Origin of the sequence: Parapedobacter koreensis (assembly GCF_900109365.1) — a bacterium.
GTDB classification, from domain to species: Bacteria; Bacteroidota; Bacteroidia; order Sphingobacteriales; family Sphingobacteriaceae; genus Parapedobacter; species Parapedobacter koreensis.
Genome location: NZ_FNZR01000001.1, coordinates 237,018 through 250,748, shown reverse-complemented (window position 1 = coordinate 250,748; position 13,731 = coordinate 237,018). Strand labels below are relative to the sequence as shown.

The following is a 13,731-nucleotide window of genomic DNA, read 5'->3' as shown; positions in this document are numbered from 1 at the left end:
GCTACGGCTAAATAAACTTATTCAATGCATCCAAATAAGCATTTGCCGATGCCCGTACGATATCCGTGCTAAAACCGTAGCCCATATAGGATTTATCGTCATATACGACGCGCATATCTACTTTGCTGACGTCGTCGCTACCCCCATGGATGGAATGGATATTAAATTCTTTGATTTCTATATGTTTGCCGATAATCTCTTCGATGGCTTTAATCGTAGCGCTTACGGGGCCGTTGCCAATGGCAGTAGCGGCATGTTCCACGCCATTATAACTTAGCGTGATGGTTGCTTCCGGAGCCTCTTGGTCGCCTGTGGTGACCTGTAAGGTATTGATGGCTAACCCATTTTTGAAGTTCTCTTCCGTTTTGGCTCCCATCAGTTGCAGTAGATCATCGTCCTTCAGTTCTTTTTTCGCGTCGGCCAACTCCAAAAAGCGTTGGTATACCTGATCCAGGTCAATGCGATCAATGGTATAGCCCAGGCGTTCTAAGTGGTGCTTCAAGGCATGCCTGCCACTGCGGGCAGTCAATATGATTTCCGATTGGTCGATTCCGACATCTTCGGGATTCATGATTTCATAGTTCTCCCGGTGTTTAAGCACCCCATCTTGGTGGATGCCCGAGCTGTGTGCAAAGGCATTGCGTCCCACAATCGCTTTGTTGGGCTGTACGGGCATGCGCATCATGCGACTCACCATGCCACTCAGCGGGTAGAGCTGTTTGGTATTGATGTGGGTGTGTAAGCCAATGGATGGATGGGTTTTCAGGATCATGACCACCTCTTCCAACGACGTATTGCCAGCCCGTTCGCCGATGCCATTGATGGTGCATTCCACTTGCCTTGCCCCGTTTTGCAGGCCAGCGATGCTATTTGCCGTCGCCAGTCCGAGGTCGTTGTGGCAATGCACGGAGATGATGGCGTTGTCGATATTTTTTACGTTTTCCTTCAGGAACCGGATTTTTGCACCATACTGCTCGGGCAGGCAATAGCCGTTGGTATCGGGGATATTGACGACTGTTGCACCGGCGGCAATCACCGCTTCAATCATCCGGGCGAGGTATTCATTGTCAGCCCTACCGGCGTCTTCCGCGTAAAACTCGATGTCTTCTACAAAGCGCTTGGCATATTTCACAGCTTCCACAGCCCGTTCGAGGATAGCTTCGCGTGTGCTGTTGAATTTATATTTGATGTGCGTATCAGATGATCCGATACCCGTATGGATGCGGGGTCTTTTGGCGTGCTTCAATGCTTCCGCCGCACAGTCGATGTCGCCTTTATTCGCACGTGTAAGTGCGCAGATAACGGGTTCGCGGACCAATTTTGAAAGTTCCACCACACTGGTGAAATCTCCCGGACTGGATATCGGAAAGCCAGCCTCGATGACGTCCACACCCAGGGACTCCAGCGCTTCGCCGATGATGAGTTTCTCGGGGGTAGTCAGCTGCGAGCCGGGCACCTGTTCGCCGTCGCGAAGAGTGGTGTCAAAAACATATATGCGGTTTGGATCGTGTAACATGGTTTTCCACTATTTTTTATAAGCGGCACTTTTTATGAAAGTGCCGCTATTGGTGATATTTTAGCGCTATTAAACTTCCGAAGGCTGGTTTTCAGGACGCAAGCTCCTCACTGCGGCTCCTGCCTGCCACATTTCACTTTCCCGAAGCTCTTTCAGCTCCTCTTCCAGTTTTACCCGGTAATCCGGTTGGCTATTGCTATCGATGGAGCGTTGTGATTCCTTGCCGGAAGCAACGCTTTCGTAAAGTTCTTTAAAGACCGGAGCGGTAGCATCGCGGAATTTCTTCCACCAGTCCAATGCACCGCGCTGTGCCGTGGTAGAACAATTGGCGTACATCCAATCCATGCCGTTTTCGGCTACCAACGGCATCAACGACTGCGTGAGCTCTTCCACGGTTTCGTTGAACGCCTCGGAAGGGGAGTGCCCTTTGTCGCGGAGCACCTGGTATTGTGCGGCAAAGATGCCTTGGATGGCACCCATCAGTGTGCCGCGTTCGCCGGTGAGGTCGGAATATACCTCTTTCTTGAAATCGGTCTCGAACAAGTAACCGCTGCCTACGGCAATGCCAAGTGCAATGACGCGGTCACGTGCTTTACCGGTAGCATCTTGGTAGATGGCAAAGCTGGAATTGAGTCCACGCCCTTCGAGAAACATGCGGCGCAGCGAAGTACCCGATCCTTTGGGTGCTACAAGGAACACATCCACGTCGGCAGGTGGGATGATGTCCGTTTGCTCGTTGAAGGTGATGCCAAATCCGTGTGAGAAATATAGGGCCTTGCCTGCGGTGAGGTGCTCCTTTACTGTTGGCCACAACGCAATCTGTGCAGCGTCGCTCAGCAGGTAACAAATAATGGTTCCTTTTTCAAGGGCCTCTTCGATTTCAAACAACGTTTCACCAGGTACCCAGCCATCAGCAACAGCTTTGTCCCATGTTTTTGAATCTTTCCGCTGGCCAATGATGACATTAATGCCATTATCTTTCTGGTTCAATGCTTGTCCAGGGCCTTGTACACCGTATCCGATGACCGCTACGGTTTCATTCTTCAGTACTTCCTGAGCTTTTTCCAAAGGAAATTCTTCACGGGTTACCACGTTTTCCACGACTCCCCCAAAATTGATTTTTGCCATTTTCTGCTTTTTGTTTTTTTACTTATTTAAACTGTTGATTTATAATAGCAAGCACGTTTGGAAATGCATTGCTAAGGTACGATTTTTTTTAACTACTTCCGACCAGTGCCCGTCTGATGGCCATGGCGTATCCATAGTGGAGATTGTCATGCGCCAATGTGGCGGTAAAAACTTCTTCAATCGTGTTTATTTCCAGGCCGTAAGTGGATGTGGCATAAGGGCTGATGCGGGCAAATACCCCGTTGTTGTAGTCCGTTTCAATCTGTTGGATGGATGAAACAAGCTGCCCTTTCAGGGTATCCAATTCTGCTGCGCCTATCCACCTTTCGGGCTTGGTGCCTTTTCCATAATCGCTGGCGAAAGGGATGTCATAAGCAGGCATCACTTGTGTGCGCCGATAGCAAAGCCCGGGTGTACTCACCACGATGTGGCCAAAATTCCATCCGATATTGTTCCGGAATCCCTGGGGTATTTTATTGATTTCCTCCAGACTCAGTTGTTCCAGCAATTGGACGAACACCGCCCTGGTCTGTTTGATATAGTCAAAGATGATGTGTTGTTCCATTTGGGCTTACATCGTAAATACTTTATCCTGTTTGTCGAGGTACCTGTTTTCCACGACTTCTGCAGCAGGTTCGGCTTCCTCAAACTCTTTAAGCTTTTTGTGGAAGCCTTCACTATCCTTGATGATGGCAATCCGGGCACTGCGTACAAACTCGATGAGGTTGTATTCCGCCAATGCTTCTGTAAGCGCATCGATTTCCTCCCGGTGCCCCGCGGTTTCGAATACCGTATAATCATTGCGTATGACCACGGCACTTGCACCATATTGCCGCAGGAGCCGTTCTACAGGAGCCTTTTGGGTCACGATTTCCGTCGGCACTTTATACAGCGCCTGTTCCTGCCAGATGACCTCATCGTTTGTGTTGTAGTATGCCTTTAGTACCTCCACCTGCTTTTCAATCTGGCGGCAGAGTTTGCGTACCACATCTTCCGTTTCATGGATCACAATGGTAAAGCGATGGATGCCTTCCGCTTCTGATGGAGATGTATTGAGGCTCTCAATGTTGATCTTGCGTCGTGAAAAGATGGTGGAGATGCGGCCGATCATGCCGATGCTGTTCTCCGTATAAAGTGTGATGGTATATTCCTGCTTTTCCATGACTTTAATTTGCTATCGTTTAATTTTTTGTGGCCAATATGCGCAGCCGTTTATAATCTGCATACCATTTTCCATCGCGGAAGTGTGTGGGGTATAGGCGTTGCTGTACCTCTTCCAGGATGCTATCGGTATCAGTGACGCCGTCCAGGTAAGAAACGGCAAACATGCGCAACCAGTCCTTGATGCCATTTTCATTGTCTTTCAGCTCCGTTTCGCGGTCAAAATGCGAGGCGAAATTTACCCTGAACCCATGTTCTTCCAATAAGGAGCAATATGCCCCGAGGGTAGGGAAGTACCATTGCACGGTATGGGCCTGGTGGGTGTAGCCGTATGTTGAAAGGGTCTGTTTCAGGGCCGTGGTAATCCCGGCCACATTGCCAGCTCCGCCCATCTCCAGCACCAACCTTCCGCCTGTTGCCAGGTTGGCGGCCATCTTGGCCACAGCCTTTTCCTTCTCCAGTATCCAGTGAAGTGCGGCATTTGAAAAAACCGCATCAAACGGTAACACTGATAGGTATTCGGTAGCCGATGCCTGCACAAACTGTACATTGCGGTAAGTAGCTTGCGCCTTTTTGATCATGCTTTCCGAATTATCAATGCCAGTCACCCGGGCTCCGGATAGGCTGATTTCATGCGTCAACTGCCCACTGCCGCAGCCCAAGTCCAGGATGCGTTCACCCTGCTGAGGCTTCAACAGGGCTACGAGGTCTTCACCGTACTGGGATACAAAGCCGTGGCTTGTATCGTACAGATCCGGATTCCAGTGGATGGTTAAGCTACTCGTTTCGGTTCTTATAGCGCCCATGTCCGCTTATTTTAATCGTATTTCCGACACGCTGCTACCTTGTGGTACCATTGGGAACACATTGTTTTCCTTGCCCACCATCACTTCAAGCAAAAAAGCACCGTCGTGATCGACCATCTCCTGCAAGGCTTGTTGGAGATCGCTACGCTCCTTGACGCTACGCCCGGGGATATTATAGCCCTTGGCCACCGTCACGAAATCGGGGCTGGTGATGTTTACAAACGAGTACCGTTTGTCATGGAAGAGTTGTTGCCATTGGCGCACCATTCCCAGAAAGGAGTTGTTGAGGATAAGTATCTTCACTTTGGCGCCGAACTGCATGATGGTACCCAATTCCTGGATGGTCATCTGGATGCCGCCATCGCCGATGATGGCCACTACCGTCCTATCAGGGGTACCGTGCCAAGCACCTATAGCGGCAGGCAATCCAAAGCCCATGGTACCGAGCCCGCCGGAGGTGACATTGCTCTTTGATCGGTTGAACTTCGCATAGCGGCAGGCTACCATCTGGTGTTGGCCCACGTCAGTCACGATCACTGCGTCGCCGCCGGTAAGCTCATTCAGTATTTTGATGACTTCACCCATGGTCATGACGTCCGTTGTAGGGTTCAGTTCTTCATGGATGACCTCATTGATTTCTTCCTGCTCCAGCTGGCGGAAGCGGGCTAGCCATTCGGTATGCTCCCTGTGTGCTACCAGCTTGGTGAGCAAGGGGAGCGTCTCTTTGCAATCACCCCATACCGGCACCGTAGCTTTTACATTTTTATCGATCTCGGCGGGGTCGATGTCAAGGTGGATGACCTTGGCCTGTTTGGCGTATTTATCCAATCGGCCTGTCACGCGGTCGTCGAAACGCATCCCAATAGCGATAAGGACGTCACATTCGTTGGTCAGCACGTTTGGCGCATAATTGCCGTGCATGCCCAGCATGCCTACATGCAATGGGTGGTCGGTTTCCAACGCGCTGAGGCCCATCACTGTGGCGGCGGCGGGGATTCCCGCTTTTTCAATAAAAGCCTTCAAATCGGCTTCCGCCTTGCCCAGGATGACACCCTGTCCAAAAAGCACAAATGGTTTCTGTGCTTCGTTGATGAGTGCCGCCGCCTGTTCGACATATTCTTTCCGTACGATGGGTTTCGGCCGGTAGCTGCGGATATGGTTACACACATTATACCCTTCGTATGCAAACAGTTGGAGCTGTGCATTTTTCGTAATATCTATCAATACCGGCCCCGGCCTGCCCGTTCGGGCAATATGGAAGGCCTTGGCCAGTGCTGTAGGGATTTCACAGGCGTCCGTCACCTGGTAATTCCATTTGGTCACGGGTGTGGTGATGTTGATGACATCCGTTTCCTGGAAAGCATCGGTGCCCAATAGATGGGCAAACACTTGGCCCGTTATGCAGACGATGGGATTGCTATCAATCTGCGCATCCGCTAATCCGGTCACCAGGTTGGTGGCACCGGGACCACTGGTTGCGAATACCACACCCACGCGGCCTGACGTACGCGCATAACCCTGAGCGGCATGGACGCCGCCTTGCTCATGGCGCACAAGGATGTGCTTGAGCCTGTCATTGTAGTCGTACAGCGCGTCATATATCGGCATGATAGCTCCACCCGGATAACCGAATATGGTATCCACACCTTCTGCCAACAACGCCTCAAGCACCGCTTGCGAACCGCTTAATTGTGTTGTTGCCTTTTCTTCCTGTTGAGATGATGCGATGTTTGTTGTGATTTCCAGCGTATTCATCGTTTTCTGTATTTTTGTTTCCTGCTTATTGGTACTGCGTATAGTGTATGGCGTACTGCGTATTGCGACCTTCGACTTTTCCTAACACTCGTCCGTCACGCAGCCAGCGGCGGCGTCAGCTACTGTCTTTGCATATTTGTAGAGCACCCCTTTGGTTACTTTCAGCGTTGGTTTTTGCCATTTTGCCCGGCGTTCGGCGATGATCTCATCGGACACCTGAAGGGTGATGGCGTTGTTTACCGCATCGATGATGATCACATCATCATCCGCTACCAAGCCAATAAGCCCACCTTCATAGGCTTCTGGCGTAATGTGCCCCACCACAAACCCGTGTGTTCCGCCGCTGAAGCGGCCGTCGGTGATGAGCGCCACACTTTTTCCCAATCCTGCGCCGATGATGGCCGAAGTAGGCTTCAGCATTTCCGGCATGCCGGGTGCACCTTTGGGCCCTTCATTTTTAATGACCACCACATCGCCGCGCTTTACACGGCCGGAAGCAAGGCCGGCAATCAGATCTTTTTCCCCGTCGAATACACGGGCGGGGCCTACGAAACGTTCGCCCTCTTTGCCCGATATTTTGGCCACGCTGCCCTTTTCGGCCAAATTGCCATAAAGGATCTGTAGGTGGCCTGTTGGCTTGATGGGGTTGTCCAGTGTTTGCACAATGGGTTGGTCGATTTCATTAATCGGGGTTACACCCGACAGGTTTTCTGCCAAGGTCTGCCCGGTCACCGTCAGGCAATCGCCATGGAGCAAACCCTCATTGAGGAGGTATTTCATCACGGCAGGCACGCCACCGTATTGGTGCAGATCCTGCATGAGGTATTTGCCGCTGGGCTTGAAGTCTGCCAGCACGGGCGTGGTGTCACTCATCCGTTGGAAGTCGTCCTGTGTAATGTTGATGCCCACGCTTTTACCAATGGCAATGAAATGCAGCACCGCGTTGGTGCTTCCACCGAGCACAATGATGACACGCAGGGCATTTTCAAAGGCTTCCCGTGTCATAATGTCTGAAGGCTTGATGTCCCGTTCGAGCAGGATGTGGATATACTTTCCGGCTTCGAGGCATTCTTTGCGTTTTTCCTCACTCACCGCGGGGTTGGAAGACGAGTAGGGGAGACTCATGCCCAATGCTTCGATAGCGGCAGCCATCGTGTTTGCCGTATACATGCCACCGCAAGCACCGGCACCGGGGCAACTGTTTTTGACGATGCCAATAAAGTCTTCTTCCGATAGGTTTCCAGCTATCTTTTGTCCAAGTGCTTCGAATGAAGAGATGATGTTGAGGTCCTGGCCCTTATAGTGGCCGGGTGCAATAGTGCCGCCGTATACCATAATGGCAGGCCGATTGAGGCGACCCATCGCCATGATGGAGCCCGGCATGTTTTTATCACAACCGGGGATGGCGATGATCCCGTCGTAATATTGGCCGCCGCAGATGGCTTCAATGCTGTCCGCAATGATATCACGGCTTACCAGCGAATAGCGCATGCCGTCGGTACCGTTGCTCATCCCGTCGCTCACGCCGATGGTATTGAAGACGAGACCCACCAGGTTATTGGCCCATACGCCTTCCTTGACCACTTTGGCGAGGTCATTGAGGTGCATGTTGCAGGTGTTGCCATCGTAGCCCATACTGGCAATGCCCACCTGGGCTTTTTGCATATCGTCATCGGTTAACCCTATGCCATAAAGCATTGCCTGGGCAGCAGGCTGGGTTTTGTCTTGCGTAAGTACCTTGCTGTATTTGTTCAGCGTTGTTGTTTGTTCGGTTAGCATCGTTATATAATCACTTGATAATTTTCTTTTTCCAATGTCAGGTTTTTATAGGCCCGTTGTATGGTGGCACCGAGTGTATCCACCCAATTCTCGGGGAAGACCGTGCCGTCTACCGCTGCGATACCCACAATGCCCGTGGCAGTACCGGTAAGGAAGGCGCTGTCGGCAGCCAATAAATCTTCTGGCGAAAGTGGTTTCTCTACGATGTCGATATTAAGGGCCTTGCCGAGTTCCAACACGGTCTGCCGGGTAATGCCCGGAAAAATATGCCCTACGGAAGGCGTATACAACGTTGCGTCCTTTTCGATGAATAGGTTGTTGCTTGACGCCTGTGCCACGTAGCCGTTGCTATCCAGCAGGATGGCCTCATCAAATCCCCGTTTGGTAGCTTCGGTAGTCGCGACAATGGAAGCCACATATTGACCTGCGATTTTGGCATCGGGGGGGATGGAGTTGGGATTTGGCCGTTGATGTGGAGACAAGGATACCCGGATAAGATCCGTACCAAGAAAAGGCCCCCACTCCCAGGCAGCAATAATGATACTTGATTCCGTGGCCGGTGTCAGATACATGTTGTGGCCTGTGGTGACCAATGGCCTTACGTACGCACTTCTCAGGTTATTCTTGTCCAGCAGTTGGTAGGTTTTCGCTACGAGATCGTCGGTTTTCCAGGGGAATGCAATCCCTACGAGCTCACATGATCGGCGGAGCCGATCATAGTGCGGCTCCGCTTTAAAGAGACGGGTGCCGTTGTGCGTGTTATACGCCCGTATGCCCTCAATGGCTGAATACCCATAATGTAGCGATTGGCTGAAAAAGTCCACTTTCGTGCTGTCGGCTTTCACGAATTCGCCGTCCAGATAGACCCATGTATCGTTGCCGAAATATCGCATATCCCTTTGCTTGAGCGTTGCCTATTTGTGCCTTTTTTACCGTCGGATTTCTTTCTCAAACCCACTATAGGTTCTTGTCTTTTTTTGACTTTATCAAGGTAGGATCTTTCTTTTTAACAGGCAATAGCTACTCCGTGTTTTTTAAAAAAATAATAAAATTCTGTATTTATTGTATTTTCAAATTTTTATTTCATTTATATATGTGATTTTAGAATTATATTGTTTTATTAATATACTAAAATCAATTTTGGTATTCGGTTCATTTTAGTGTGAAGGTACAAAGCTTGGGCAAATTCTGCGTAAAACGGATCCAACGGGCTGAAAAGTTGTCAAAAAGTTGTCAAAAAAAAGCCCCCCGATGATGCTTACCGGGAGGCTCTGTTCGTTGTTTTTTTATTTTTTTTATGACGTTGTTATTCCCTCGGCGAGCACGGTGACCTTGTTGCGAATGACTTCCACAACACCACCAATGATGTTAATAATCTCTTCGCTTTTGCCGGTTCGGATAATGACTTTTCCGTCTTCCAACGTGGATACGATTGGGGCATGGTTCTCTAACACTTCAAAGGAACCTGCTGTGCCGGGTACCGTCACGGATGTGACTTCACCTTCGAAAATGGGCTTATCCGGGGTAATGATTGTAAGCTTCATTAGACAGCCTCCGCCAACAGTTTCTTGCCTTTTTCGATAGCGTCTTCAATGGTGCCTACCAAGTTGAAGGCTGCTTCGGGATATTCATCCACCTCGCCATCAATAATCATGTTGAATCCTTTGATGGTGTCCTTGATATCTACCAATACACCTTTGAGGCCGGTAAATTGCTCCGCCACATGGAAAGGCTGCGACAAGAAGCGCTGTACACGGCGTGCGCGATGTACGGTTAGTTTGTCCTCTTCTGATAGCTCGTCCATCCCCAAAATAGCAATGATATCTTGAAGCTCTTTGTATTTCTGCAATAACATTTTGACTCTTTGGGCACAATCGTAATGGTCATTCCCAAGTATAGCCGCAGTCATAATCCTTGAAGTAGAATCAAGTGGGTCAACAGCTGGATATATCCCTAATTCAGCTATTTTCCGGGATAGGGATGTAGTAGCATCCAAGTGGGCAAATGTAGTTGCCGGAGCAGGGTCTGTCAAGTCATCTGCTGGTACATACACTGCCTGTACGGAAGTGATGGAACCGCGCTTCGTGGATGTGATACGCTCCTGCATAAGGCCCATTTCGGTAGCCAGCGTAGGCTGGTAACCTACTGCGGATGGCATCCGTCCCAATAGGGCTGATACTTCCGAGCCCGCCTGGGTAAAGCGGAAAATGTTGTCGATGAAGAACAGGATATCACGGCCAGCACCCTCGCCATCGCCATCACGGAAATATTCAGCAATGGTCAGTCCGGAAAGGGCCACACGGGCACGCGCTCCGGGAGGCTCATTCATCTGTCCGAATACGAAGGTAGCTTTCGAATCTTTCAATTCTTCGGCGTTTACCTTTTCTAACGGCCATTCGCCTTTTTCCATGCCCTCCATAAATTCCTCGCCATATTTGATGATTCCGGATTCCAGCATCTCGCGAAGCAGGTCATTGCCCTCACGGGTACGTTCACCCACGCCTGCGAATACGGAAAGTCCGGAATACGCTTTTGCAATATTATTGATGAGTTCCTGAATCAACACCGTTTTACCCACACCCGCGCCACCGAACAAACCGATTTTACCACCTTTGGCATAAGGTTCCAACAGGTCGATCACTTTGATGCCCGTAAAAAGTACTTCGGTTTCCGTGGAAAGATCCTCAAATTTCGGCGGGGTATTGTGGATACTGCGTCCTGCGGATTTATCGAGTTCTTGAATGCCGTCAATAGCATTGCCCACCACATTAAATACACGTCCTTTGATACCCTCGCCTACGGGCATTTTGATGGGCGCACCGGTATCAACCACTTTCATACCGCGGGTCAAGCCCTCCGTGCCATCCATGGCGATGGTGCGCACGCGCTCTTCACCCAGGTGTTGCTGAACTTCCAACACAATGCGTTGACCGTTTTCTTTCTCGATTTCCAACGCATCGTAAATCTTCGGAAGTCTGGCGTTTTCAGCGAAACTCACATCGACCACGGGGCCGATAATTTGGGCTATTTTTCCAATATTGGACATATTATCAGGAACTAAAATTTTATAAACCAATGTAATAAAGGCAAAATACGGGCCTTAATTTTGGACTGCAAAAATACGCTTTAAAGAATTAAAAGCAAATTTAAATGTAAAGAAATGTTACATAAAACAAAGCGTCCGGCTAAGGGATGCCGGACGCTATAACGGGGGAAATGTGTATTGTCAGTCCGCTTGGCGATCCGCTCCTTGCCGCGCTAGCATCCAGCCCGGATATTCCGGGGCAAGCTTGCTTACTTCGCCAAGCTGGTTTAACTCTTCCGGAGTGAGTACCACGTCTACAGCGTTCAGGTTATCTTCCAACTGATCGGGTTTTTTGGCACCAATGATTACCGAGGTAACTACGGGCTGGTGGAGCAGCCAGGCGAGGGCTATCTGGGGAATACTGGCACCCTTACTTGCCGCAATTTCGCGCATGGTTTCTATGACATCAAAGGCTTTGTCCTTATCAACGGGTGGGAAGTCAAAGCTGGTTCGTCTGCCGTCGTCAGGGCCGGTATGCCGACCATACTTCCCGCTAAGCAGCCCTCCGGCCAACGGACTCCATACCATCAACCCAAGGTGTTGGTCGGCTAATAAAGGGACGATTTCACGTTCGATATCCCTTCCGGCAATCGTATAATAAGCCTGCAGGGATACAAATTTGGCGAGGTGCTCTTTAGCCGATATACCCAAAGCTTTCATGATATGCCAGGCTGCCAGGTTGCTGCAGCCGATATAGCGTACCTTGCCGGAGCTCACCAAGCTATCCAGGGCAGCTAGCGTCTCTTCTAATGGTGTCAATGCGTCATAACCATGGATTTGATACAAATCAATGTAATCAATATCCAACCGCTTGAGGCTTTCGTCGGCTTGCTGTAAAATATGTTTGCGGGACAGGCCTATCTGATTGGGGCCATCTCCCATCTTTCCCCTTACCTTGGTTGCGATGACGAGATCATCCCGGTGAAGGCCGAGGTTGCGGATGGCCTTGCCGGTCAATTGTTCGCTCAGCCCTTCGCTGTATACATTAGCCGTATCGATGAAATTAATGCCTGCATCGACGGATTTTTTAACCAACAGGTCTACCTCCTCCTGAGGCAGTGTGCCAATGGCGGTCCACACGCCCTTTCCTCCGAAGGTCATTGTGCCAAGGCAAAGTTCAGATACTTTCAAACCCGTGTTTCCTAATAAGTTGTACTTCATGTTTTTAATGTTTTTACGTTGATGATAATAAACGCTGGGCTTCCGCCATTCCGATTGGTTTAGCAGGTTGTCGTTGGGCAACGACGTCGGCTGTTGCATACAAATATACACGTCGTATCCGCAAATAACGTTAAGCGGACGTAAAATTTTGGTTAGGGATAGTACCGCCCGATGCGTTCCACGATGGCTTTCCGGAGCGCCAAGGGTTCAATAATACCCATCTGCCGGTATACGATTTCACCCGCAGGTGAAACAAGTATCGTATAAGGCAGGGCGCCTTGCCATTCGGCATCTACGGCTTCGATAAGATCATATTTGTTTTCGTCGCCAAAAAGGAGGTTCCGATTACTGGCGTATTTTTGCTGCAAGAATGCACGCACCTTATCGGTGGATTGCTTGGCATCCAATGAAACCGTGATAAAATCAAAATCACGTTGGCGGTACATTTTGTCCGTTTCCACAAGAGCCGAAAATTCGGCAACACAGGGTCCGCACCAGGTGGCCCAAAAATTAATCAAGCGGTATTTTCCAGAATTATTGCTGAGTACGGCTTTCAGCGTATCCAACGTAGCCGTTTCCAGTGTCACTGGCTCTTTTTTCCAGTCCGCTACTTCGCGGGTTTTCCAATCCGTTTTGGATTTCCATTTTACCGAGCATCCAAATGTCCTTGTGGTAGCCGTAGTGACCGGTTTTTCGGCAAGCAGTTCGTCCACCGCATTTTTTAGATCAAATGTCTTGGCCCTGCCGATGTGTTCGTCGTCGTCGATACGCCCCACATACCGCAGGGTACGTTCCTGATCGAAAACAAACGCGTGGGGAGTGGTAGCGGGGCCGTACTGCGTCGATACCTGCTGGGTTTCGCCGTCATAGAGGTACGGAAAATTATAGCCCTTTTCCTGATGACGCATTTTCATCTCATCGAAACTGTCACTCAGATCGGTGTAGCCCAATTCGTCTAACCGGATGGCAGCGTCCGAATTGGGGCTGATGGCAACGACCTGCACGCCCTTGGATTTGTAGGCGGCTGTAAATTCGATGATGCGATCTTCATAAGCCTGGGCTGTAGGACAATGATTGCACGTAAAAATGATGACCAACAACTTGGCGTCCTTAAAACTGGCTAACGTATAGGTTTTATCGTCCACGCCCTTCAGGCTGAAGTCGGGTGCTTTGGCACCGATAGGTAGCGGCTTGGGGTCTTCCGCACGGACCTGAACAATCAGCATACTTAATAACACCAATAGCAAAATAGTTTTTTGGAGCAGCTTCATCATCACATACGGTTTATAAATAATGGATACACTGTTAATTGTATGCAAGTTACAAAAGTGGCATATAAA

At 49.9% G+C, this 13,731-nt stretch carries 12 protein-coding genes; all 12 read right to left on the bottom strand.

Features of this window, described 5'->3' with window-relative positions; genetic code table 11:
* Window positions 1-7: 7 nt before the first annotated feature.
* Window positions 8-1,516 carry a 2-isopropylmalate synthase gene (locus BMW65_RS01060; protein WP_090602084.1) on the bottom strand — a complete coding sequence of 503 codons (1,509 nt, stop codon included), beginning with the start codon at window positions 1,514-1,516 and terminating at the stop codon, window positions 8-10.
* A 69-nt stretch (window positions 1,517-1,585) separates the two neighbouring features.
* Window positions 1,586-2,644, bottom strand: coding sequence for a ketol-acid reductoisomerase (gene ilvC, locus BMW65_RS01055; RefSeq protein WP_090602082.1), 1,059 nt, complete (start codon window positions 2,642-2,644; stop codon window positions 1,586-1,588).
* A gap of 88 nt (window positions 2,645-2,732) precedes the next feature.
* Complete coding sequence (locus tag BMW65_RS01050; protein ID WP_090602081.1) at window positions 2,733-3,209, bottom strand: DinB family protein; 477 nt, start codon at window positions 3,207-3,209, stop codon at window positions 2,733-2,735.
* 6 nt (window positions 3,210-3,215) lie between these two features.
* Complete coding sequence (ilvN, locus tag BMW65_RS01045; RefSeq protein ID WP_090602079.1) at window positions 3,216-3,806, bottom strand: acetolactate synthase small subunit; 591 nt, start codon at window positions 3,804-3,806, stop codon at window positions 3,216-3,218.
* 19 nt (window positions 3,807-3,825) lie between these two features.
* On the bottom strand, window positions 3,826-4,611 hold the full coding sequence (locus BMW65_RS01040) for a class I SAM-dependent methyltransferase (protein ID WP_090602078.1): 786 nt from the start codon (window positions 4,609-4,611) through the stop codon (window positions 3,826-3,828).
* Window positions 4,612-4,617: 6 nt separating this feature from the next.
* The gene (gene ilvB, locus BMW65_RS01035) at window positions 4,618-6,366 is read right to left on the bottom strand and encodes a biosynthetic-type acetolactate synthase large subunit (RefSeq protein ID WP_090602076.1); all 1,749 of its coding nucleotides are present in this window, start codon (window positions 6,364-6,366) and stop codon (window positions 4,618-4,620) included.
* Window positions 6,367-6,447: 81 nt separating this feature from the next.
* Entirely contained in the window at window positions 6,448-8,145 is a 1,698-nt protein-coding gene (gene ilvD / locus BMW65_RS01030; RefSeq protein ID WP_090602075.1) for a dihydroxy-acid dehydratase, read from the bottom strand.
* A gap of 2 nt (window positions 8,146-8,147) precedes the next feature.
* A complete protein-coding gene (gene ilvE, locus BMW65_RS01025; RefSeq protein WP_090602073.1) occupies window positions 8,148-9,038 on the bottom strand; it encodes a branched-chain-amino-acid transaminase in 891 nt (296 codons plus the stop codon).
* A gap of 402 nt (window positions 9,039-9,440) precedes the next feature.
* Window positions 9,441-9,689 (bottom strand): ATP synthase F1 subunit epsilon, encoded by a 249-nt coding sequence (gene atpC / locus BMW65_RS01020; RefSeq protein ID WP_090602071.1) that lies wholly within the window; start codon window positions 9,687-9,689, stop codon window positions 9,441-9,443.
* Complete coding sequence (gene atpD, locus BMW65_RS01015) at window positions 9,689-11,191, bottom strand: F0F1 ATP synthase subunit beta (RefSeq protein WP_090602070.1); 1,503 nt, start codon at window positions 11,189-11,191, stop codon at window positions 9,689-9,691. Before atpD ends, atpC begins: the two co-directional genes overlap by 1 nt.
* A 180-nt stretch (window positions 11,192-11,371) precedes the next feature.
* Window positions 11,372-12,391 carry an aldo/keto reductase gene (locus BMW65_RS01010; RefSeq protein WP_090602927.1) on the bottom strand — a complete coding sequence of 340 codons (1,020 nt, stop codon included), beginning with the start codon at window positions 12,389-12,391 and terminating at the stop codon, window positions 11,372-11,374.
* Between the two features lie 152 nt (window positions 12,392-12,543).
* Window positions 12,544-13,665 carry a redoxin family protein gene (locus tag BMW65_RS01005; RefSeq protein ID WP_218145316.1) on the bottom strand — a complete coding sequence of 374 codons (1,122 nt, stop codon included), beginning with the start codon at window positions 13,663-13,665 and terminating at the stop codon, window positions 12,544-12,546.
* Window positions 13,666-13,731: the final 66 nt, after the last annotated feature.